A 22,631-nucleotide genomic window follows, 5' to 3' on the forward strand; every position below is an offset into this window, starting at 1 on the left:
ATAATTTCAGAAATAGAATATTAGTTATTTCTAGGATGTTTGTAAGTGAACATAAAAAACGTACCAAGTCACTAAAAATAGCAACTTAGTACGTTTTGTCTTCACCAACCGACGTTGACAAAGAGCCGTTATCTTCCATAGTAGTTGCGCTTTTATAATTTATTTTATGATTCTAATCGTTTAAGTTGATTGATTAATCGTTGACTTTTAAAGTAAATACCCGCATATTCACGATATAACATCAATAGCAATGAAGACATTTCCGTTATAATGTCTTGGTTAATGCGAATTTCATTGATCTTATTTAAAGGCAGATTAAGTAAAACATTGGTTAAATAGATGGTCTTATTTGACAATGGTAACGCGTGTTCATCAAAAGAAAGTACTTCTTTTGATATGATTCCATTATATTTAAAACTATAAGCAGCAAGATGGGCGGGATTTTGATTATGAGTAATCGCACATTGGTTTAGATTGACTTGAAAACCAAAATACTTCATGCATTTTAGAAGTACAATATTTGAAATTAATTGTGCCGATATACCTTCTTGTATACGTTTGATGGAAAATACAAGCAAGTCGTATAATTCTTGACTAGATTCTAAATCATCAAGTGCCTTATCGATTATTTCAAGACACATACTCGCATAACTATTGATATAAATATCTGTTCTTATATCATAATTTAAATCAATAACATCGATAGTATTTAACGTCCCCATTCCGCGCCATTTATTAAATATAAATAGTCCGTATACAAATAATTGAGTTGTAGCTTGTAAACCTGATTTTATTTTTTTTGCACGTCTAACCATTAATGGAACTTTAACACCATATTCATTTAAAATAGTGATAATTTTATCAGATTCACCATAATCTACAACTTTGATGATGATTCCTTTTTGTTTAACAAGCACATTATCACCATCCTAAATTATTTTATTCGTCTTCTACATAACCCATTTGTTTAATAAATTTAGATTTATTTCGCCAATCTTTTTGAACTTTCACCCATAAATCTAAATAAACTTTAGAGCCGAGTAAATATTCAATATCTTGTCTTGCACGTTGTCCTATTAATTTGAGTTTTTTTCCACCCTTACCGATAACAATTCCCTTTTGAGAATCACGTTCAACATAAATAATTGCCTCAACACGAACATGATCTTCATTTTGACGAATCATACGTTCAACTTGAACTCCTATAGAATGAGGAATTTCTTCGGATGTTGTTTCTAATATTTTTTCACGAATTAATTCACTAATCACGAATTGTTCAGGATGATCGGAAATTTGACCATCTGGGTAATATTTTGGTCCTTCTGGTAAGTACTGTTTTAAAATTGAAATGAAATGATCTACATTATGACCTTCCAATGCAGATATTGGTATAATTTCATCGAATTTCATGTGAGATTGATAAGATTCAATAATTGAAGGTAAATTATCAGGATGAATCAAATCAATTTTATTTAATACTAGAAAAACAGGTGTTTTTACATTCTTTAGCATTTCCATAATATATTGGTCCCCACGTCCAATTGGTTCATTTACATTTACCATAAACATAACTATATCTATTTCTGATAAAGTATTTTTAGCAACTTTCATCATGTAATCGCCTAATTTATGTTTAGGCTTATGAATCCCAGGTGTGTCTAAAAAGATGATTTGAGCATCATCCTCAGTCATCACACCTTGAATTTTATTTCGAGTTGTTTGAGCTTTATCAGACATTATAGCAATTTTATGTCCCACTACTCGGTTAACGAAGGTAGATTTACCTACATTCGGTCTTCCTATTATCGTCACAAAACCTGATTTAAATTGTGTCATCTTCTATAAATCCTTTCCTGAGAAACCATAAGGTAAAAGTTGATCTACAGTTGAAGCGCGCATCTCTCCTGTTTGATTTGTCATGTACACAGGCATGTCTCCATCACATAATTCTTTCATAACCTGACGACATGTACCACATGGGGAAGCTAAAGATGGACTATCAACTGTAATTGTAATAGATTCAAAGTCACCAGGACGATATCCTTGTGAAATTGCAGAAACAAGTGCAGAACGTTCTGCACAAATACATGATGGGTAAGCAGCGTTTTCTACATTTGCTCCATGAAAAGTATGCCCATCTTTTGTAATTAAATAGGCTCCAACTTTAAATCCACTATAAGGCGCATATGCTTTTTGTTGAGCTTTTCTAACTTCTTCATAACGTTTATTTGTATATTCCATAAAGTTCTCCTAATTTAATTATTTTTGGTAAAAAAATCACTAAACCAACGATTACTGCAAATATGGAAGCCAATAGGACACTAAAAGCACCTATATCTTTTGCATGTTTTGCAAATGGATGGTATTCACTAGTAATCAAATCAACAACGTATTCAATTGCAGTATTAATAGCTTCGGTAATTAAAACTAAAAAAATAGCAAGTACTAACATCAACCATTGTAATGAACTTAGATTAAGATAAGTAGCAACAATTAAAACAATAATAGATATTATCAAATGATACAGGTAATTCGCATCTTTTTTTAATAGTGTAAAACATCCATGAATAGCGTATTTAAATCGATTCATGAATCTCTAGTTAAGCCATAATCATTTAATATTTCTTTTTGTCTTCCAAACATACGATGCTCATCTTCATCTGTCATATGATCGTAACCTAATAGATGTAAAAAACCATGTAATGCTAAAAATCCTAATTCACGTTCAAACGAATGATTATATTGTTGAGCCTGTTCACGAGCGATATCTGTACAAATAATTATATCACCTAAGACACGAGGAATATCCATTCCTTGAAAAGTATCCTCTTCTTCTTCAAATGCAAAAGATATCACATCTGTTACACGATCTTTATCTCGATAATCACGGTTTATTGCTTGTATTTCTTCTTTATCTACAAATGTGACAGATAATTCAGCATCTTGATCAATACCTTCTTTAGATTTTGCAAATTCTAACAAGCTCCGTATGTGTTCATACCATTTTTTATCTACGCTTTCAGTATGATCACTAAAATCAATGGTGAACATTTTACTCCTCCTCATATTTTGTAATAATACGACTAACTAATGGATGACGAACTACATCTGTACCATCAAGATGTTGAATACTTAAACCTTTTATTCCTTTTAATCGTTGTTCTGCCTCAATTAACCCACTTTTAACACCTTTAGGTAAGTCGATTTGAGTTTGATCACCAGTAACCACCATCTTAGAACCGAAACCTAATCGTGTTAAAAACATTTTCATTTGAGCATGTGTCGTATTTTGTGCCTCATCCAAAATTACAAAAGCATCATCTAACGTACGTCCACGCATATATGCAAGTGGTGCGATTTCTATAACACCTCGTTCAATTAATCTAGCAGTTTGTTCAGCACCTAATACAGTATGCAAGCCATCATATAATGGTCTTAAATATGGATCAACCTTTTCTTTTAAATCGCCGGGCAAAAAGCCTAGAGATTCTCCAGCTTCAACAGCCGGTCTCGTTAATACGATTCTCTTAACTTTACCTGCTCTTAAAGTTTTAGCAGCGTAAACAACAGCTAAGAACGTCTTACCTGTACCTGCAGGCCCTATACCAAAAACTAAATCATTTTTTTTCATAGCATGAATATACATGCGCTGCCCCATAGTTTTGGCACGTATTGTTTTACCAAAAGCATCTTTGGTTATTTCTTCTTCATACAAGTCAATGAGATGATCCACTTGGCCATTTTTAGCCATCTTAATTGCTGCTTGTACGTCTTTAACAGTGATAGTAGCCCCTTGTTCTATCACTTTCAACAGGTTACGTAAGACATCTTCTGCATTCGTAACATCTTCTAAATGAGTACCTTTTACAGCTACTTCTTGACCTCTCGCATGAATTGTCACTTCAAATGCTTCTTCAAGGAGTTTAATATGTTCATCATTATTTCCTAATAAAGCTTGTGCTTGATGAATATCATCAATTTGAATGATTCCGGGCATAAAATAGCTCCTTTACAATATAGTTAAGTTAAATGTATCAAATTTAAATTGTTTGTTGCAATCATTAATGCAGTATCATTATACCACGAAATGTTATGCAGTATGTGACTTAACAATTATTCTCACAGTCGGAATATAATATAAATAAGACCATTACAATGGGACTATTGTCACACTATAATGGTCTTTATTTATAAATTTTTATAATCTTTTAGGTTTATTAATAATTTCTGACCAAATTACACCATTAACTACAGGATCTTCAGAGAAAACAAGATTTTGCCCTGATAATTGCTTAGAGTCCTTACGGGTTAACTGTTGCAATTTTAAGCGTTTTGTTCGATTAGATAAATGTTTATCATTTAATATAGCTAATGCCCTTTTCTCAAGGTATTGTTTACGTTTCTTGTGTTCTCTATCTAGTTCATTTTCTAGATTAGTGAGTTGATGTTGTAATAAATTTTCTAAGTCTGAATTACTTTGTGAATCAATATTTTCTTTATTACGTTTTTTATATTCTTCAACCTTTTCAATATTAGGTTTAGATTGATTCATTTGAGGTTTTTGAACTGTTTTGCGCTCTTCTTGAGGTGAATCTTCTGTTATTTCAGTTTCAAATTCTTCAATTTTACGTTCAACTTTGTCTAGAAAGCTTTCTTTGTTTTGAGATGATTTAGGAGTTGATAAAGGTTTAGATTTATTTTGTTTTTGTCTTTTTTCATGGCTTTTATCACTCATCGCACTAATGATAGAAATGATTACCGTAATGACAAAAATTATTGTACCAATACTCATTATATCACCTCGAAATTATTGATCTGCTTTTGGTGTATTATCACTTGGTTTAGTACTTTTATTAATTGCTTCTCTCATTCCAGTGTCTGCTTCAATATTCTTTAAGTTATAATAATCTTTGACTCCAATGTTGCCTGAACGTAAAGCCTCAGCCATAGCAAGTGGTACCTCAGCTTCAGCTTCAACAACTTTAGCATGCATTTCTTGAACGCGAGCTTTCATTTCTTGCTCTTGAGCTACGGCCATAGCACGTCTTTCCTCAGCTTTTGCTTGGGCGATATTTTTATCTGCAATAGCTTGTTCTGTTTGAAGATCGGCTCCGATATTTTTACTAATATCAACATCGGCAATATCAATTGACAAAATTTCAAATGCAGTTCCTGAATCTAGCCCTTTACTTAAAACTGTTTTAGAGATATTATCAGGATTTTCCAATACTTCTGTATGTTTATCACTAGACCCTATCGTTGAAACTATTCCTTCGCCAACACGTGCAATGATTGTATCTTCTCCAGCACCACCGACTAAGCGGGAAATATTCGCACGTACGGTAATACGGGCTTTTGCTTTAACCTCAATACCATCCATTGCAACACCAGCAATAAATGGCGTTTCGATAACTTTAGGGTTAACTGACATTTGAACAGCCTCTAAAACATCTCGACCAGCTAGGTCAATCGCTGCACTTCTTTCAAAAGGAAGGTCAATATCAGCGCGCTGAGCAGCGATGTTCGCATCAACAACACGATCGACATTACCACCAGCTAAATAATGAGATTCTAACTGATTTGTTGTAAGATGCAGTCCTGCTTTATGTGCTTTGATTAAAGGACCAATTACTTTACGTGGTGAAACACGACGTAAACGCATTCCAATAAGAGTACCTATGCCTACTCTAACTCCAGCCGCTAGAGCTGAAATCCACAATCCAACGGGAACAAATGAAAATAAAATCAGTAACGCTACTATAATTAAAACAGCGATCACGATAAATGTAATAAAACTTGATGTAAACATTTAATCACTCCTTATTATGTTTAAATTTCTCTAACAACAACACGAGTCCCTTCAACTTCAATAATTTTAACCTTTGTTTGCTTAGGAATAAAAGACCCTTCTGAAACTGCATCAATACGTTGATCATCTATTAAAATAATACCAGAAGGTCTTAAATCTGTATGTGTTGTACCTATAGCCCCTATTAGATACGAACGGTCAGTGTGCGATGTATAACCAGATTCTTTATTTGTAGAATCCTTTAGAACTACATTCTCGAATAACGTTATTTTCTTTTTAAAAAACTTCGCTAAAATCACCCACTCTATAACGGATAGTATTAGCGCAACGACAATATTTGTGAACATTAATGATAAATTATCCCCCATTGTAATTAAACTTATTACAACAAGAATCATGCCAATTATTCCTAGTATTGCACCAACCACAAAAAGTTCAATGATAATCAGTATAATACCAATTAAAAATGTGGAAAGTGTTATTAGAGAGACCCCTCCTTGAAGAATAAACCCAAGAAAGAGTAACAAGAGTGCTAATACTGAAATAACACCTGAAAAATTAAAACGTTTGGAATAAATTTGAATAAGAAAAGATAAAAAAATAACGCATGTTAACAACAAAGAAATAACTTGAGAAGTTATCCATTTGCTAATGAAAATTAATGGTGTAAGTTCAGACAGACTGGAAAGAAAAACTGAAATATGTATCACACTCAAAATAAAAGCTCCACCTCCTAAACTTAGTATACATCATATGACAATTAAGTCATAGATGTACAATAATTTTTTATAAATATATAAAAACTCTGTAGCCTCCACTCTCTTAAATAAAAGTTTTTAAAACCATATCACTATTAAAGTTTACATAATATAGTTATGGTTTGTATTTTGTATGATTTTAATGGTTTAAAATTCAGCGATGCTTTGATTAATGCTTTATAACTTTATTGTATAGCTCGGTATACTATTAAATAAGGATTAAAGTAAACATAGAATTCATGGCTTCTTTTGTTGTCTAGCGTACTTAATATGAATGACCAAATCGCTTCTTTAAATCGCTCATTAATTATGGCAAGAGTTTCAGTTATGCATACTTTTAAAAACAAAAATCGCCCTTTATATAATAAGTTCAAGTAATTATGGAAACTGTATTTAAAAACTACCATTCGTTACTAACACATTAGAACATGACTATTTTACGAATGGTCCTATTGAATGTAATAATAACCAAATCAAACTCTTTTAAAAAGTTTGTTTGGTTACAGAAATTATGAGCACTTTCGTAATAGAATCATTTTAAGTTCAAAATTATTCGCATCAGAAAAGAAAAAGGAAGTTAAGCAACAGCAAGTTGCCTAACCTCCTTAATTGAGCTGACCAGTCCTATTTGACAGAGAGTAACATAAAAAACGTACCAAGTCACTAAAAATAGCAACTTAGTACGTTTTGTCTTCACCAATCAACGTTGGCAAAGAACTTAGAAAGGTTATAGTTTAAATATACATCATAGGCACTACTGTTGTTGAGGGAGTTCAACAATAAACGTTTTATCTAAACTTACGTTTACGAGCAGCTTCAGATTTTTTCTTGCGTTTCACACTTGGTTTTTCATAAAATTCACGTTTGCGAACTTCTTGAATTGTACCACTTTTTGATACAGAACGTTTGAAACGACGTAAAGCATCCTCTAATGATTCATTTTTACGAACTACTGTTTTAGACATCTTTATTTCCCTCCCTCCGAAAGTAAAACAACTTACTACATGTTTATCTCCTTATTTAAAACATGTATATCTACATTTTTACATAATTCATTCACTCATGAGTTAAGAATTTGTAAAACATTTCCGAAACGATTAAACATTTCGGAAATGCAATATCTTCAGCTACTTAAGATTATAATCTAAAATATACATACGGTCAACAAGAAAATTTACACTGGAACAAATAAATATACAGTATTTATACTAAAACCTGTTCTTCTGAGTCGTTTGATGCATGTTCAACAACTCTTAATAACTTACCTTGATTGATTGGATAACCAGATCTTTCAATTTTTACTTTACAAATCTCTCCAATCAATGACTCGTCGCCCTCAAACTCCACTTTCATATAATTATCCGCATAACCAACTAAAATACCATCACGGGAACCCTTTTCTTCTGGAATTACTTCTAAAACTTTATTTTCAAAGCTAGATGCATAAGTTTTAGCAAGTTGATCACTCAGTTCAATTAATTTATGCACACGTTCATTTTTGATATTTTCATCAATTTGATTATCCATTCGTGCAGCAGGTGTACCAATTCTAGACGAATATGGAAAAACATGTAATTCTGAGAACTTATGACTTACAATAAAATCATAAGTTTCTTGAAATTCTTCTTCTGTCTCTCCTGGAAAACCTACAATTACATCACTCGTTACTGCAAGCCCAGGTAACGCAGCATGTAGTTTTTGTAAACGTTCAGAGAAGTGAGCCATGGAGTACTTGCGTCGCATACGCTTGAGTACAGAATCTGATCCAGATTGCAATGGTACATGTAAATGTCTTACTACCTTCTTAGATTGTTTTAATACATTGATTACTTCATCAGTTAATTGGCTCGCTTCAATTGAAGAAATACGTATACGTTCTAGTCCTTCAACTGACTCAAGATCACGCAATAACTGTGCTAAATTATAATTTTTTAAATCTTGACCATAGCCTCCTGTATGAATACCTGTTAATACTATTTCTTTATATCCAGATTTCACAAGTTGCGTTGCTTGTTCAATAACTTTTTCTGGATCACGTGAACGCATTAATCCACGCGCCCAAGGTATAATGCAAAACGTACAGAAATTATTACAACCTTCTTGAATTTTTAATGAGGCTCTCGTTCTGTCAGTAAAATATGGTACATCCAATTCTTCATATGTACGATTTTTCATTATATTGCTAACCCCGTTAATGGGTTGACGTTCGTTTTGATATTCATCTATATAATTTAACAGTTTATGACGATCTTGCGTTCCAACAACGATATCTACACCCGGGATCTCCATTATTTCAGCTGAAGAGGTTTGAGCGTAACATCCTGTAACACAAATCACTGCATCTGGATTTCGACGAATTGCACGTCGAATAATCTGACGACTTTTTTTATCTCCTGTATTAGTAACAGTACATGTATTTATTACAAAAACATCTGCATTCTGTTCGAAATCAACACGTTCATACGATGATTCTTTAAACAATTGCCAAATTGCTTCAGTTTCATAGTGGTTTACTTTACAACCTAAAGTATGAAAAGCTACTGTTGACATATCATCACCTCATTAAATCTATTTCATAACTTAAAGCACTTAACGCGTAGAGTGGTGCTGTTTCAGCCCGTAAAATACGTGGGCCTAAGCCAATATAAGTGGCTTTATCATTAAATAAATGAATTTCTTCTTCAGAAAATCCACCTTCTGGTCCAAAAATCATTAAAATTTGTGAGTCCTTTTTAACATTTTGAAGAATATGCTTAAAATTTGATTTTTCGCCTTTTTTTGCTGTTTCTTCATACGCAATAAGTACATAATCATATTCATTTATCATATCATATATAGCATCTAAATTCGAGATGTATTTTATATCTGGAATAATTTGACGATAACTTTGTTCAGCTGCCTCTTTTACAATTTTTTGCCATCTATCAATTTTTTTATGTACCTTTGCTTCTGTTAATTTCACTATAGATCTGTCCATTTGTGTAGCAATGAAATGACTAGCTCCAAGCTCTGTAGCTTTTTGTAAAAGCCATTCATACTTATCAGCTTTAATAAGACCACTACATAAAGTAATTTTTATAGGAAATTCTGTATTAATTTCAAGGGCTTCAATCGTTTCGATTTCAATTTGATCGTTCACATTTAGTATTTTTGATTTGTACGTTTTATTTAAAAAATTAACGACTATATTATCATCTTTAGATAATCGCATTACATTGTTTATATGATGTACATCTGACTTATCAGTTATAAAAAAACGCTGATTAATCTCAGCGTTTTCATTTAAAAAATAGCGTTGCATTACTTAACCACCTTTTGACTAATGATACAAATCCATCCACTATCGCGCTGAACTTCATGTATTTCAAATCCAGCATTTTTCAATTGAGTCACAAGTTCATACTCTTTTTCCTCAATAATTCCAGATGCAATAAACAATCCATTATTATCAAGATGAGTAAAAGCATCCTCTATCATCTTTTCAATAATATGAGCTAATATATTAGCGATAATAACATCATAAGTGCCATTCTCATTCTGAAGTAAATTGCCTGTATCAGTTTGAATAGCATGAAGACAATGATTTTTTTCAAAATTTTCCTTGGCTACTTTTACTGCCATTTCATCTAAATCGATAGCTTTTATTGTTTTAGCACCGAGTAGATAGGATGCAATACTTAGAATTCCAGATCCTGTACCAACATCAATAACTCGATGATTTGGTTTTAAAACTCTTTCTAATGCCTTTAAACATAAACTCGTAGTAGGATGATCCCCTGTTCCAAAAGCCATACCAGGATCGAGTTCTATATATAAATAGTCTTTGTCTTTTTCAACTAATTCCCAACTCGGTACAATGAAAAATTTGTCTGACGCTTTGAAAGGATGAAAGTAATGCTTCCATTCATTTTCCCAATCAGACTCTTTTATTGTAGTCATCTCGATTTTAAGAATTGATGGATCTACAAGATCATGATTCATTAATGCTGCATTAATTTTTGATAGCAACTCATCATTAAATTGAGTTTCATTAAAATAAGCTTTTATACGAATATCTCGTTCAGGATAATCAGTCGGATTTAAGTCAAATATCTCACCAAAGCGATCTTCATGCTCTTTAAATACTTCTTCTGAATCTTCTATAGCCACACCATTTGAACCATAATCTTGTAATAATGAAGAAGTAATTTGTTCTGCTTCTTTATTAACAGTGATAGAAAGCTCAGTCCATTCCATAGGCTATTCTCCTTTAAAGAAACGCTTTGCTTTATCTTTGAAGTTAGAAGAATGTTCATTTAAATTTTCACCATTTAAACTTGCAAACTCTCTTAATAATTCTTTTTGTCTATCATTTAACTTAGTTGGTGTCTCAACAATAACATTAACAAATAAGTCTCCATAGCCATATCCGTGAACGTTTTTAACACCTTTTCCTTTTAAACGGAATTGTTTACCAGATTGTGTACCTGATGGAATTGTAAGCATTACATTACTATTTAAAGTTGGTATTTTGACCTCATCACCTAATGCTGCTTGAGAAAAACTTATTTTATGTTTATATAAAATGTCGTCTCCTTCTCTGATAAATTTATCGGAAGGTTTCACGCGGAATATAACAAATAAGTCTCCAGCAGGGCCACCATTTTCACCTGGTGCACCTTGATTAGCCAATCGAATTTGCTGATCATTATCTACACCTTCTGGTACAGTTACTTGTAGTTTTACATTCTTCGTTTCAGTACCTTTACCGTTACATGTTGGACAAGCTTCTTCATACTCTTCACCAGTACCATTACATACCGGACAAACTTTCTCTGTTCTTACTCGACCTAAAATTGTATTTTGTTCAACTGAAACATGACCGGCACCATTACAATAAGAACATGTATGTTTTTTTGTTCCAGGTTTTGCACCGTCTCCATTACATGTGTGACATGTTACTTCTTTTCGAATTGAAATTTCTTTTTCAGTACCGAAAACAGCTTCTTCAAATGTTACAGTCATTGTATACTGCAAGTCATCTCCACGTCTTGGTGCATTTGGATCACGTTGACGTTGAGCACCTCCAAAGAACGAACTAAATATATCTTCAAATCCAGCACCGCCAAAACCTGAGAAATCTTGTCCTCCAAAACCTTGACCGAATCCGCCGTTTTGGGCACCAGCATGTCCAAATTGATCATAGTTTGCACGTTTATTCTCATCACTTAACACTTCATAAGCTTCACTTATTTCTTTGAATTTTTCATCTGCGCCTTCTTCTTTATTTATATCTGGATGGTATTTCTTTGATAACTTACGATAGGCTTTTTTGATTTCATCTTTAGAAGCACTTTTACTAACTCCTAAGACTTCATAATAATCTCGTTTTGCCAATACAATCTCTCCTTTATAGTTATTATAAGGATAAAAAGAGGCTGGGACGAATGAATGTCCTAGCCCCTTTTGAGCGACTTATGATAGTCATTTATTCATAACATATTATTTTTGGTTATCGTCATCGTCTACTTCTTTAAAGTCAGCATCTTCAACAGTATCACCTTGTTGTGATGAACCTTGTGCATTTTGTTGAGCTTGTTGTGCTTGTTCGTAGACTTTCATTGATAATTGCTGAATTACTTGTTCTAATTCAGATTTTTTAGATTTGATGTCTTCAATATCGTCACCTTCAAGTGCAGATTTTAAAGCATCTTTTTTATCTTGAGCATCTTTCTTATCATCTTCGCTTACATTGTCACCAAGATCTTCTAAAGTTTTATCCACTTGGAAGACAAGTTGGTCAGCTTCGTTACGTAAATCTACTTCTTCACGACGCTTTTTATCTGCTTCAGCATTTTGCTCAGCATCTTTAACCATACGATCAATTTCTTCATCAGAAAGTGAAGATGATGATTCAATTGTAATATTTTGCTCTTTATTTGTACCTAAATCTTTAGCAGTAACATTTACAATACCGTTTTTATCGATATCAAAAGTCACTTCGATTTGAGGTACACCACGTGGTGCTGGTGGAATGTCAGTTAATTGGAATCGACCTAACGTTTTATTGTCAGAAGCCATCGGACGTTCACCTTGTAATACGTGAATATCTACAGCAGGTTGATTATCTGCTGCTGTTGAATATACTTGTGATTTTGATGTTGGAATTGTTGTATTTCTTTCGATTAATGTGTTCATACGACCACCCATAATTTCAATACCTAAAGAAAGTGGTGTTACGTCTAATAATACAACATCTTTTACATCACCAGTAATTACGCCACCTTGAATTGCAGCACCCATTGCTACAACTTCATCTGGGTTTACACCTTTATTAGGCTCTTTACCGATTTCTTTTTTAATTGCTTCTTGAACAGCAGGTATACGAGTTGATCCACCAACTAAAATAACTTCATCAATATCAGAATTTGATAAGCCAGCATCACTCATAGCTTGACGTGTAGGTCCCATAGTTTTTTGAACTAAATCATGTGCTAATTCTTCAAATTTAGCACGAGTTAAAGTAGTTTCTAAGTGTAATGGCCCAGCTTCTCCAGCTGAAATGAATGGTAATGAAATTTGAGTTGATGAAACACCTGATAAGTCTTTTTTAGCTTTTTCAGCAGCATCTTTTAAACGTTGTAATGCCATTTTATCTTGAGATAAATCTACACCGTTTTCTGATTTGAATTCTTTAACTAAGTGGTCGATAATAACTTGGTCAAAGTCATCCCCACCGAGTTTATTGTCACCAGCAGTTGCTAATACTTCAAATACACCGTCACCTAATTCAAGGATAGATACGTCAAAAGTACCGCCACCTAAGTCAAATACAAGTACTTTTTCATCTTTATCTGTTTTATCTAAACCATATGCAAGTGCAGCTGCAGTAGGTTCGTTAATAATACGTTCTACTTCTAAACCAGCAATTTTACCAGCATCTTTTGTTGCTTGACGTTCGCTATCATTAAAGTAAGCAGGTACAGTGATAACAGCTTTATCAACTTTTTCACCTAAATAACTTTCTGCAGTACTTTTTAGGTTTTGTAAAATCATAGCTGAAATTTCTTGTGGTGTATAATCTTTACCTTCAATATTTTCTTTATGTTGTGTACCCATGTGGCGTTTGATTGATTGGATTGTGTTAGGGTTAGTGATTGCTTGACGCTTTGCTACTTCCCCTACTTGAGTTTCACCATTTTTGAATGCTACTACAGATGGAGTAGTTCTTGCACCTTCAGGGTTTTGAATTACTTTAGGTTCGTCTCCCTCTAAAACTGCCACACAAGAGTTTGTAGTACCTAAGTCAATACCAATTACTTTACTCATATTAAAATTCCTCCTAATTTTAAAACATGATTATTTTTACATATATCAATCTTTTCGTCAAAACTATTGATTAACTTTTACCATTGAAGCACGTAATACACGATCTTTCAAACGATAGCCTGTTTGAAGCTCTTCTGTGATCGCGCCTGATTCAAAATCAGGATTATCATCTTGTACAACAGCTTGATGGAAATTTGGATCGAATTGTTCACCTTCAGTTTTAATTCGTTCTAATCCATTATTTTGTAAAGCTTGGAATAAGCTATCGTACACCATTTCTACACCTTTTTTTAATGATAAAAAGGCTTCATTGTCTCCTTCAATTTTTAATGCTCTTTCAAAATTATCAAGTGTAGGTAAAATATCACTTAAAACACTTTGAGATTGATATTTTTTTTGTATTTCATTTTCATTTTGTATACGACGTTTATAATTTTCGAATTCAGCATATAAACGTAAATATTTTTCTTGCTCTTTTTCAACTTGCTCTTTTAAATTTTGAATTTCTTCATCTTTAGAAGTTGAAACGTCATCATTTGACTCTTCTTTGTTCTCATTTTCTGTTGATTCTACATTTTCATTTTTTTGTGTAGAATCTGTTTCTGACGTCACTTTCTTTTCTTCTTGATCATTGCTTGTTTTTTGATCATTCATTTCTTCTTGGTTCAATGTTTCTTTGTTCTCTGACATCTTCAAACCTCCATTAGATGTTACTATCTCATATTAAAATGTTTTTAAGAAACTTGATTCAATAATTGAATTACACTTTGATACCGCATAGCTAATGGACCAATTACTGCAACATAACCATTGAGATTTTCATCAATACGGTACGGCTTAGTTAATATCGCAATATCATTGAAATCAGTTTCAATTTCTGAACCAATTTTAATAGAAATTGGATACTCTGAAATACTACGAATCAAATCTGTAATTTGATTCGATTCTATATATTTAAGGATAGGTTGAATTGAAGATACGGTTGTTTCATCCAAACCTTCTATCAACTGATTTTTTCCGCCTAAATATACACGAGATGACTCTGTAGTTTGATATTGATGAATCAAAAAATATATCCGTATTAATAAATTGATTTCTTCATCGTTAAAACCTAACAATCGATAAGCTTCTAAATGATGATTGTTACCATCTTTTAAAAAGTTATTAATATGCTGAGATACATAATTTGAAACCTTTAGTATCGATAATTGGTTAATTGGTGTATGAAGAGAGATATTCAATTGTTTAACATGTCCTGTATCAAAAATTAAAATGACAGTTAGATGTTTTGCATTAACCTTAATTAAACGAATATCTATAATTGATGCTTTTGAATGGTCTGGCCCAATAACTAGTGTTGTATAGTGTATTTGATTTGAAAATAATCTCGCAAAATACTCTAAAGTCGACGAAATATCAAAGTGATGTGCCATAAACATTTCATACATGTTTAAAGCTTGTTCGTTTTGACTTTGAGGTGTTTGCGTTAATAATTGATTCGCATAAAGTCTAAAGCCCGCTTCAGACGGCACTCTTCCAGAAGAAGAATGCGTTTTATTGATGAGTCCTTCTTGCTCTAATAATTTCATCTCATTTCGAATAGTTGCTGGGCTAACATCAACATTATGCGTTTGAATGATTGTGTTAGAGCCAATAGGATATCCTAGTTCAACATAATCTTCAACAATAGCATTTAAAATACTAAATTGTCTGTCTGTAATCATGTTTTCACCTCATTAGCACTCTTCCTATTCAAGTGCTAATTATAATTTAACAAATTGGTCAAAGTAAGTCAATGTTAAAGCATAAGAATTTTGACTATCCTTTAATAAATGCTTCAAACACTTCATTACCAATTACTTTGCCACGTCCAGTTAAGGAAACATAACCATCAGTGTTTGTAATTAACCCTTTATCCTCAAGCTCCTCTAACTCTTTCGAATATATTGTTTCAAGTGTTGTGCCGAACTTATGCTTAAATCTTTCTTTATTTACGCCAATGGCCATACGAAGTCCTAAAAACATCTCTTCTTCAATTTGTTCTTGTCTTGAAAGCGTTGTTTCATTTAATCTAGGTAACACATTATCACGTATTTTTTGTATGTAATGATTCACAGGTTTGACGTTAGTGTAACGTGTATTGTCTATATAACCACTTGCTCCGGCACCAAATCCGTAATATTGCTCATTTTTCCAATATACTTTGTTGTGTTCGGACTCATGACCTTCTTTAGCAAAATTTGATATTTCATACTGATGCAAATCACTTTGTTCTATATTATCAATGAGCAATTGATACATTGCTTGACCAACATCCTCATCAGGCAATTCCAGTTTTCCTTTACGATATAAATTATAAAACTGAGTTTGAGGCTCTACGATTAATCCATAACTTGAAATATGATCAATGTCTAACGCAAGTGCTTGTTTTAGACTTTCTTGAAATTGTCCTAAAGATTGACCAGGTAAATCATACATCAGATCTAAACTAATAGATGGAATACCATAGTCACGTGCGATATTTACTGCTTTAAATATATCTGAAGCTTGATGACTTCTACCTAATTTTTTGAGTAATGCTTTATCAAACGTTTGAACACCTAATGATAATCGATTTACGCCATATTGCTTTAATAACCTAATTTTAGTCTCTGTTAATTCATCAGGATTGGCTTCAAATGTATATTCTCCTTTAATATTAAAAAGGCTTGAAATCGCCTTTAATAATCGTTCTAATTGCGCATCCGATAACGCGGTAGGTGTTCCACCTCCAACATAAAATGTTTCCAAGTCTTGATGACTAGCTGATCTCATTTCCTCTATTAGACACTCTATATACTCATCGACTGGCTGATTTTGAATAAAATACTTATTAAAATCACAATACGTACAAATTCTCACACAAAAAGGGATGTGTACATAAGCACTGTGAATTGTCATAGTCCACCTCCTATAAAAATACTCCCAGCTCAAACTTCAAATTAAGAGACTGGGAGCTTATGATTTAATCTTCGTCCATTTTAAGTACTGCTAAAAAGGCATCTTGAGGTATTTCTACATTTCCTACAGCCTTCATTTTAGCTTTACCTGCTTTTTGTTTTTCTAATAATTTTCGTTTACGGCTAATGTCACCACCGTAACATTTAGATAACACGTTTTTACCCATAGATTTAATATTCGTACGCGCAACAATTTTATGTCCAATTGCTGCTTGAACCGGTACTTCAAATTGCTGTCTTGGAATTAAAGTTTTTAATTTTTCCACAAGAACTTTACCACGTTCATACGCAAAATCTCTATGAACAATAAAACTTAATGCATCGACTTTTTCACCATTTAATAGAATATCCATTTTTACAAGGTTACTTTCTTTATTCTCAATAAACTCGTAATCAAAAGATGCATAACCTTTTGTATTTGATTTAAGTTGATCGAAGAAATCAAATACAACTTCTGATAGAGGCAATTCATACACAATATTTACACGTATATCATCTAAGTAGTCCATATTGACAAATTGACCACGTTTTCTTTGGCAGAGTTCCATGACAGCACCGACATAATCATTAGGAACCATCATTGTTGCTTTAACGTAAGGTTCAAATACCTTTTCAATCTGATCTCTTTCAGGCATTTGAGCTGGGTTATCTACATGAATTTCTTCCCCATTACGTAATTGTACTGTATAGATAACAGATGGTGCCGTTGCAATTAATTCAATACCAAATTCTCTTTCGATACGTTCTTGAATAATTTCCATGTGTAACATTCCTAAAAAGCCAGTACGATATCCAAATCCTAGAGCTTTAGAGGATTCTGGCTCAAATTCTAACGAAGCATCATTAAGCTGTAATTTTTCAAGTGCTTCTCTTAAATCGTTATAATCTTTATTATCAATAGGGAAAAGTCCACAATAAACCATAGGATTCATTTTTTTATAACCTTTTAATGGTTCACTCGCTGGATTATCCGCTAACGTAATCGTGTCACCCACACGAGAGTCATCTACATTTTTGATGCTTGCAATAATATAACCAACATCTCCAACAGTTAGTTCTTCAGTCGGTAATTGTTTAGGAGTATTAATTCCGACTTCATTAACTTCAAAAGTCTTACCAGTAGCCATCATTTTAATTTGATCGCCTGGTTTTACCACACCTTCAACAACACGAATAGATGAAATAACACCTCGATACGGATCATATTCAGAATCGAATATTAATGCTTTAAGTGGCGCGCTCGGATCTCCTTCTGGTGGCGGTATCATTTCTACAATTTTCTCTAAAATTTCGTCTATACCAATATTGGATTTCGCACTTGCAAGTACAGCATCATCTTTATCTAATCCGATAACTTCTTCAATCTCATTTTTCACACGTTCAGGTTCTGCTGCAGGTAAATCAATTTTGTTTACAACTGGTACAAGTTCTAAATCATTATCAAGTGCTAAATACACATTTGCTAAAGTTTGAGCCTCGATACCTTGTGCTGCATCTACAACTAATATTGCACCTTCACATGCAGCTAGAGAACGAGACACTTCATATGTAAAATCGACATGTCCCGGGGTATCAATTAAGTGAAATGTATACGTTTCACCGTCTTTAGCATCGTATTTTAAACGCACTGCATTCAGTTTTATCGTAATACCACGTTCTCTTTCAAGATCCATTGAATCTAGTAATTGTGCTTGCATTTCTCGAGATTCAACTGATTTCGTATTTTCTAAAATTCTATCCGCAAGTGTAGATTTTCCGTGGTCGATATGCGCAATGATTGAAAAGTTTCTGATATATTTCAGTCTATTTATACGTTCTTGATTATCCATATCACATTCTACTCACTTTCATAAATCACCTTTTTGTTTACTCTTACATCTTTGATATGATAACGTTTTTAAACCATAATTGCAAATATCCAACGTATTTAACATGACCATCAATTTCGATATCTATGTAAAAGTTTGTGTATAAATATTATAGGTTATGAGTGCTATAACATTCACTCAAACACCATTACCTTACTCAATTACACCAAAGATAAAAAATTAGCACTCCTTTGCAATTAATGATTGCACAATAGCATGAGTTTTGATAGAATAAATTTTGTTGTAATCAAATTTAATTTTGATACTAAGAAGTCTATAGGAGGTGTCTCACATGCCAAATATTAAATCTGCTATTAAACGTGTAAGAAAAACTGAATCAACTGAACTTAAAAATATTTCTCAAAAAAATGATATGCGTTCAGCTGTGAAACGTGCTAAAAAAGCAATTGAATCTAACGCTGATAATAAACAAGAATTAATTAGTCAAGCTGTTAAACGTATTGACAAAGCTTCACAAAATAATTTAATTCATTCAAACAAAGCTGACCGCATGAAATCTAAATTAATGTCAGCACAAAACTAATAAAAAACCTTGAGGCTTAAGTCTCAAGGTTTTTTATTATAACATCTTCTTAATAAAGCGAAAGATTTATAAACAACGATACATATAAGAGACATTGACTATAATGCTAATATAAACAATTCTAGTATTAATACTTTGTCCAAGTATGAAGATTTTAACTTATAATCTGTTTCGGCACACTGGTCTATAATATTTAAGAGTTGAGGTAATGTGTATTTTTTGGATTCTTTTAAGGCAAGCTTTACACGATATGGGTGCACATTTATCGTCTTAGCGATTTGTTGTGCACTGTATCCTTTTCCACTCAGTATCTTTGCTTGATAATATACACGATAAGTACTTGTAATAAGTGCCAATAATTTAATCGGTTCTTCTTTTAATTGTATTAAGTCTTTTAATAATGTAATGGCTAGTGCCTTTTGATTTTTTTGTATATATTCCGTTAATAAAAATACATTTTGCTCTAAACTTCTATTTACGATAAGTTCAATATCTGATTTCGTTATTGATGGTTTATCTCCTATATAAAGTAAAAGTTTATCTAGTTCTTGTTGTATCACTTTAAATTGTATTCCGGTTAATGCGAGGAAAGTATTCAACTCCGCTTCTTCAATCACCTTATTCTCTCGTTTCAAATATGAACGAATCCATGTTTTCATTTCATCTTCTGTCAGTTGTTCTACCTTTTTCAAATTCGCATGTTGCTTCAACGCTTTAACAACCTTTTTACGCTCATCAAGTTTTGATGCATGAACCTGAAACACAACTAAAGTTTCTCCATTATATTTTTCAATAAATTCCTGTAGTTGCCCAATTTGTTGCTTTATTTCTTGTGCTGTTTTCTCTCCAGTAAAAATATAACTATTTTCAACAAGTATCACTTTTTCATCTGAAAATAAAGGGAGTGTCAACGCTTCCTCAATAATTGCACTTAAATTTGTTTCATACATATTAAATTTCATAAAGTTGAAATCATCTTTAGGTGTATCTTTTAAATAACGATTAATAAGTTGATCTGTTGCTCTATCAATAAGCTCAGGTACATCACCATATATCACATGGATATTAGACATTTTAAAAACCCTTTCCAATTTCAATAGCGTTATTATAACACGAAATACGTCCTAAACTCATTCATTCTCTTGTGTAATTGAATAACGATGTTGATCAAAATCAATTGAAATATGATGATTATCTGCTGTATTATACGTTTTGATTTGCATCTCTTGTAGTCGCTTAATAATGTCTGGATGTGGTAAATGATACATATTATGTTTTCCTGCAGAAATCAAAGCGATTTTCGGATGAACCGAGTTTAAAAACGGTGCAGAACTACTGGTTTTACTACCATGATGACCTACCTTTAAAATGTCTATTTCTGGAAACTGGTATCTTTTCAATAGTAGTGCCTCATTTGCGTCTGTAGCATCTCCCATCAGTAAAATATGATAAGAGTTAAAGGTAGCTAACGTGACAATAGAATGTTCATTGGGATTATCACTATTTTTAACATCACCATTTAAAAACTGGAACCTTAATTGTCCTATTTTAATTTCCTTTAAATTAAGATAGGACTGTATATGAAAACCTTCAACATCTGCTAATTTAATGACTTCTGCCAATTTCTCTTGATTGAATCGATTTGGATTAATTATAACGTTTTTAATCTCTGCATATTGCGTAAGGTGCATCAGTTCTCCAATATGATCTTGGTGGTCATGGGTGAGCACCAAGTAATCTAAAGTTTTAACCCCTCTTTTCTTCAATAGAGGGATAATACGTTTCTCCGCAATATTACTATTATTTTTCCTAAAACTCCCACCTTCAACTTGCCCACCTGTATCAATCATTAATGTTTGTCCAGTTCGACTCTCAAATAAAATACTATCTCCTTGCCCAACATCAATCATAGTCATACGATCATTATGAGGAACAATTATATTGGAAATCAGCAGAATTGATATAAACAATATACATGTGGCAGTTAAGTATCTATGATGTGAACACAAACAAAGCAATAAAAATATGAGTACAATCAATAATAAATAGCCCCATTCTCCAATATCAGATAAAATGATATGTAACGATGTAAGTGGTTCAAATAAACGCATCAAGATATTTTCACACCACTCTATGATTAAAAAAGGGAGATTGAATACAAAAAGCAACTGTGGCAATATTATCGCAATTAAAACGACTAAAAAAGACAAGGGAATCACTATTATGCCATAAAATGGCACGAATATAAGATTACTTATAAGACCAATCCATTGAAATTCATTAAAATGTTCGTAACTTATTGCAAGTGTGCCTAATATGCTTAAAAAGCTCGTTAAATATAAACGTTTAAAAAAATTAGTGTTAAGATAAGAATTTTGCATGAAGATGAGCAAGAAGCAAATTGCAAATGAGTACTGGAAACCTAAATGAACATGAAGTTCAGGGGCAATGAAACTGATAATCATATAGGTCAGTATGAATATATGTAGACTTGCAAGATATAACCATTTTGAAAAAACTACAGCAATAATGGTCATGATAATAGCTCTCTCTGCACTTGGTGTAAATCCTGTAAAAATTAAAAAACAAAGTAAGACTGTAATGAGTAGACCATTGACAAAAAGAAGCGGTATAGGAGTGCGTTTCAAAAAGGAGCGTAGCATTAATGTGAAAATACCTACATGTGTACCACTTATTGCGAAAAGATGAGAAATACCTAAACCTCTAATAGTGGCACGATAATTGTCATTTAAAAACTGAGATTGACCTGTAATGAGCGCTATTATGACTTCCTTATGAGGTAGTGAAGTACTTAAAAGTCTTTCAGTAGCGATATTCTTAAGATATATAATGTAAGCCGTCCAGTGTGGCTCTTTTATGTAACACTGGGCACTTGAAAGAGATTTAATAGTAAAATAAGCTGGAAGTCCAGGTTTAGTCGATGGTTTCATTTTTCCTTTAGCCACACACTCGTGGTTTAAAATAAATGTTGCGTCTGGCTTTATTATTTTCGAGGCATCAAACGCTGTTAAGACAAATGAACCTTTATTCGTATTAATATGTGATGAATAATACTGATCTTTAACTAACGGAATATTTTCAAAGGTAAAAGTAATTTGTGCCATTTGACTTGAATCATAGATTGCTTCAACATTTTTATCCTTAGCAATAAGCTGATTGGTATTAAATTCAACGTAAAATCCTACTAGAGCAGTGGCTGCCATTATAAAATATAATTGAGATGGCAATCGTTTAATATATACACTGCATGTCATTAAACATAGAAAAAAACATGCAGTATACATATGATGATACAAAATTTGACCTACCAGGTAACTAAGTAAT

22 protein-coding genes are annotated in these 22,631 nt (G+C 32.6%); 1 reads left to right on the plus strand and 21 read right to left on the minus strand.

The features are described 5' to 3' along the window. Nucleotides 1-164 precede the first annotated feature (164 nt). From recO to lepA, 19 genes are all read right to left on the minus strand, one after another. Nucleotides 165-917, minus strand: a complete 753-nt coding sequence (gene recO / locus HHH54_RS09050; protein WP_198618520.1) for a DNA repair protein RecO — start codon at nucleotides 915-917, stop codon at nucleotides 165-167. A 22-nt stretch (nucleotides 918-939) separates the two neighbouring features. Next, nucleotides 940-1,836: a GTPase Era gene (gene era / locus HHH54_RS09055; protein ID WP_198618521.1), complete on the minus strand. Its 897-nt coding sequence runs from the start codon at nucleotides 1,834-1,836 to the stop codon at nucleotides 940-942. Between the two features lie 3 nt (nucleotides 1,837-1,839). Beyond that, a complete protein-coding gene (gene cdd / locus HHH54_RS09060; RefSeq protein WP_198618522.1) occupies nucleotides 1,840-2,241 on the minus strand; it encodes a cytidine deaminase in 402 nt (133 codons plus the stop codon). Next, on the minus strand, nucleotides 2,225-2,590 hold the full coding sequence (locus HHH54_RS09065; RefSeq protein ID WP_198618523.1) for a diacylglycerol kinase family protein: 366 nt from the start codon (nucleotides 2,588-2,590) through the stop codon (nucleotides 2,225-2,227). The genes cdd and HHH54_RS09065 overlap by 17 nt, the downstream gene beginning before the upstream one ends. Continuing rightward, a complete protein-coding gene (gene ybeY / locus HHH54_RS09070; RefSeq protein WP_198618524.1) occupies nucleotides 2,587-3,051 on the minus strand; it encodes an rRNA maturation RNase YbeY in 465 nt (154 codons plus the stop codon). The genes HHH54_RS09065 and ybeY overlap by 4 nt, the downstream gene beginning before the upstream one ends. Before the next feature lies 1 nt (nucleotide 3,052). Next, complete coding sequence (locus HHH54_RS09075) at nucleotides 3,053-3,997, minus strand: PhoH family protein (RefSeq protein ID WP_198618525.1); 945 nt, start codon at nucleotides 3,995-3,997, stop codon at nucleotides 3,053-3,055. A 201-nt stretch (nucleotides 3,998-4,198) separates the two neighbouring features. After that, nucleotides 4,199-4,792 carry a hypothetical protein gene (locus HHH54_RS09080; protein WP_198618526.1) on the minus strand — a complete coding sequence of 198 codons (594 nt, stop codon included), beginning with the start codon at nucleotides 4,790-4,792 and terminating at the stop codon, nucleotides 4,199-4,201. Nucleotides 4,793-4,807: 15 nt separating this feature from the next. After that, complete coding sequence (floA, locus tag HHH54_RS09085; protein WP_198618527.1) at nucleotides 4,808-5,809, minus strand: flotillin-like protein FloA; 1,002 nt, start codon at nucleotides 5,807-5,809, stop codon at nucleotides 4,808-4,810. Between the two features lie 20 nt (nucleotides 5,810-5,829). Next, the gene (locus HHH54_RS09090; RefSeq protein WP_432813807.1) at nucleotides 5,830-6,510 is read right to left on the minus strand and encodes an NfeD family protein; all 681 of its coding nucleotides are present in this window, start codon (nucleotides 6,508-6,510) and stop codon (nucleotides 5,830-5,832) included. Between the two features lie 845 nt (nucleotides 6,511-7,355). Further along, nucleotides 7,356-7,532 carry a 30S ribosomal protein S21 gene (gene rpsU / locus HHH54_RS09095; protein WP_002471046.1) on the minus strand — a complete coding sequence of 59 codons (177 nt, stop codon included), beginning with the start codon at nucleotides 7,530-7,532 and terminating at the stop codon, nucleotides 7,356-7,358. Between the two features lie 238 nt (nucleotides 7,533-7,770). Next, on the minus strand, nucleotides 7,771-9,117 hold the full coding sequence (gene mtaB, locus HHH54_RS09100) for a tRNA (N(6)-L-threonylcarbamoyladenosine(37)-C(2))-methylthiotransferase MtaB (protein ID WP_198618529.1): 1,347 nt from the start codon (nucleotides 9,115-9,117) through the stop codon (nucleotides 7,771-7,773). 4 nt (nucleotides 9,118-9,121) lie between these two features. Further along, nucleotides 9,122-9,868, minus strand: a complete 747-nt coding sequence (locus HHH54_RS09105) for a 16S rRNA (uracil(1498)-N(3))-methyltransferase (protein WP_198618530.1) — start codon at nucleotides 9,866-9,868, stop codon at nucleotides 9,122-9,124. After that, nucleotides 9,868-10,803: a 50S ribosomal protein L11 methyltransferase gene (prmA, locus tag HHH54_RS09110; protein ID WP_198618531.1), complete on the minus strand. Its 936-nt coding sequence runs from the start codon at nucleotides 10,801-10,803 to the stop codon at nucleotides 9,868-9,870. Before prmA ends, HHH54_RS09105 begins: the two co-directional genes overlap by 1 nt. A gap of 3 nt (nucleotides 10,804-10,806) precedes the next feature. Further along, nucleotides 10,807-11,943 (minus strand): molecular chaperone DnaJ, encoded by a 1,137-nt coding sequence (gene dnaJ / locus HHH54_RS09115; protein ID WP_198618532.1) that lies wholly within the window; start codon nucleotides 11,941-11,943, stop codon nucleotides 10,807-10,809. Between the two features lie 105 nt (nucleotides 11,944-12,048). After that, nucleotides 12,049-13,875: a molecular chaperone DnaK gene (gene dnaK / locus HHH54_RS09120; protein ID WP_198618533.1), complete on the minus strand. Its 1,827-nt coding sequence runs from the start codon at nucleotides 13,873-13,875 to the stop codon at nucleotides 12,049-12,051. A 63-nt stretch (nucleotides 13,876-13,938) separates the two neighbouring features. After that, nucleotides 13,939-14,565 (minus strand): nucleotide exchange factor GrpE, encoded by a 627-nt coding sequence (grpE, locus tag HHH54_RS09125; RefSeq protein ID WP_198618534.1) that lies wholly within the window; start codon nucleotides 14,563-14,565, stop codon nucleotides 13,939-13,941. A gap of 44 nt (nucleotides 14,566-14,609) precedes the next feature. Next, nucleotides 14,610-15,599: a heat-inducible transcriptional repressor HrcA gene (gene hrcA, locus HHH54_RS09130; protein WP_198618535.1), complete on the minus strand. Its 990-nt coding sequence runs from the start codon at nucleotides 15,597-15,599 to the stop codon at nucleotides 14,610-14,612. Nucleotides 15,600-15,693: 94 nt separating this feature from the next. Next, nucleotides 15,694-16,815, minus strand: a complete 1,122-nt coding sequence (gene hemW / locus HHH54_RS09135; protein ID WP_198618536.1) for a radical SAM family heme chaperone HemW — start codon at nucleotides 16,813-16,815, stop codon at nucleotides 15,694-15,696. 64 nt (nucleotides 16,816-16,879) lie between these two features. Next, nucleotides 16,880-18,703, minus strand: a complete 1,824-nt coding sequence (lepA, locus tag HHH54_RS09140) for a translation elongation factor 4 (protein ID WP_198618537.1) — start codon at nucleotides 18,701-18,703, stop codon at nucleotides 16,880-16,882. Between the two features lie 331 nt (nucleotides 18,704-19,034). Here lepA and rpsT point away from each other — a divergent pair, with 331 nt between their 5' ends. Next, entirely contained in the window at nucleotides 19,035-19,286 is a 252-nt protein-coding gene (gene rpsT / locus HHH54_RS09145) for a 30S ribosomal protein S20 (protein ID WP_198618538.1), read from the plus strand. A gap of 98 nt (nucleotides 19,287-19,384) precedes the next feature. Here rpsT and holA read toward each other — a convergent pair whose 3' ends face one another. Further along, nucleotides 19,385-20,359 (minus strand): DNA polymerase III subunit delta, encoded by a 975-nt coding sequence (gene holA / locus HHH54_RS09150; RefSeq protein WP_198618539.1) that lies wholly within the window; start codon nucleotides 20,357-20,359, stop codon nucleotides 19,385-19,387. 57 nt (nucleotides 20,360-20,416) lie between these two features. Next, a complete protein-coding gene (locus HHH54_RS09155) occupies nucleotides 20,417-22,510 on the minus strand; it encodes a DNA internalization-related competence protein ComEC/Rec2 (protein WP_198618540.1) in 2,094 nt (697 codons plus the stop codon). Between the last annotated feature and the right edge of the window lie 121 nt (nucleotides 22,511-22,631).

The sequence above is a fragment of the Staphylococcus canis genome (assembly GCF_016238445.1).
Lineage (GTDB): Bacteria > Bacillota > Bacilli > Staphylococcales > Staphylococcaceae > Staphylococcus > Staphylococcus canis.

Coding starts and splice junctions, on each gene's coding strand:
- era (WP_198618521.1), bottom strand. CDS start 1,836: ATGACACAATTTAAATCAGGTTTTGTGACGATAATAGGAAGACCGAAT.
- cdd (WP_198618522.1), bottom strand. CDS start 2,241: ATGGAATATACAAATAAACGTTATGAAGAAGTTAGAAAAGCTCAACAA.
- HHH54_RS09065 (WP_198618523.1), bottom strand. CDS start 2,590: ATGAATCGATTTAAATACGCTATTCATGGATGTTTTACACTATTAAAA.
- ybeY (WP_198618524.1), bottom strand. CDS start 3,051: ATGTTCACCATTGATTTTAGTGATCATACTGAAAGCGTAGATAAAAAA.
- HHH54_RS09075 (WP_198618525.1), bottom strand. CDS start 3,997: ATGCCCGGAATCATTCAAATTGATGATATTCATCAAGCACAAGCTTTA.
- HHH54_RS09080 (WP_198618526.1), bottom strand. CDS start 4,792: ATGAGTATTGGTACAATAATTTTTGTCATTACGGTAATCATTTCTATC.
- floA (WP_198618527.1), bottom strand. CDS start 5,809: ATGTTTACATCAAGTTTTATTACATTTATCGTGATCGCTGTTTTAATT.
- rpsU (WP_002471046.1), bottom strand. CDS start 7,532: ATGTCTAAAACAGTAGTTCGTAAAAATGAATCATTAGAGGATGCTTTA.
- mtaB (WP_198618529.1), bottom strand. CDS start 9,117: ATGTCAACAGTAGCTTTTCATACTTTAGGTTGTAAAGTAAACCACTAT.
- HHH54_RS09105 (WP_198618530.1), bottom strand. CDS start 9,868: ATGCAACGCTATTTTTTAAATGAAAACGCTGAGATTAATCAGCGTTTT.
- prmA (WP_198618531.1), bottom strand. CDS start 10,803: ATGGAATGGACTGAGCTTTCTATCACTGTTAATAAAGAAGCAGAACAA.
- dnaK (WP_198618533.1), bottom strand. CDS start 13,875: ATGAGTAAAGTAATTGGTATTGACTTAGGTACTACAAACTCTTGTGTG.
- grpE (WP_198618534.1), bottom strand. CDS start 14,565: ATGTCAGAGAACAAAGAAACATTGAACCAAGAAGAAATGAATGATCAA.
- hrcA (WP_198618535.1), bottom strand. CDS start 15,599: ATGATTACAGACAGACAATTTAGTATTTTAAATGCTATTGTTGAAGAT.
- hemW (WP_198618536.1), bottom strand. CDS start 16,815: ATGACAATTCACAGTGCTTATGTACACATCCCTTTTTGTGTGAGAATT.
- lepA (WP_198618537.1), bottom strand. CDS start 18,703: ATGGATAATCAAGAACGTATAAATAGACTGAAATATATCAGAAACTTT.
- rpsT (WP_198618538.1), top strand. CDS start 19,035: ATGCCAAATATTAAATCTGCTATTAAACGTGTAAGAAAAACTGAATCA.
- holA (WP_198618539.1), bottom strand. CDS start 20,359: ATGTCTAATATCCATGTGATATATGGTGATGTACCTGAGCTTATTGAT.
- HHH54_RS09155 (WP_198618540.1), bottom strand. CDS start 22,510: ATGGCAGCCACTGCTCTAGTAGGATTTTACGTTGAATTTAATACCAAT.